The sequence below is a fragment of the Paenibacillus sp. 1SOY10 genome, assembly GCF_056836745.1.
This window is the reverse complement of record NZ_JBXENK010000026.1, coordinates 1-264: the sequence shown is the minus strand read 5'-3', so window position 1 is coordinate 264 and position 264 is coordinate 1. Positions and strand designations below refer to the sequence as shown.

The following is a 264-nucleotide window of genomic DNA, read 5'->3' as shown; positions in this document are numbered from 1 at the left end:
GGCTGACCGTAAGGTCGCCGATACATGGGCTGGTCGCAAGACCGCCGATGAATTAGCTTTGCGTAAGCAAAGCTATCACATGACGTGTTTCCATTTGTTCGGTTTTGATGGAATTTGCGGGGCCATAGCTCAGCTGGGAGAGCGCCTGCCTTGCAAGCAGGAGGTCAGCGGTTCGATCCCGCTTGGCTCCACCATACGAATTTCATCTTGATCGTTATCGATCGCACGCAAGTGTCGATAAGATAACGTTCGCAACTTGATCCT

Annotated in this window: 1 tRNA gene; it reads left to right on the top strand. The window is 51.9% G+C overall.

Annotated elements, in window-relative coordinates:
- The first annotated feature begins 118 nt into the window (after positions 1-118).
- Positions 119-194 (top strand) — tRNA-Ala (locus tag AC1VOR_RS22990).
- The last annotated feature ends 70 nt before the right edge of the window (positions 195-264 follow it).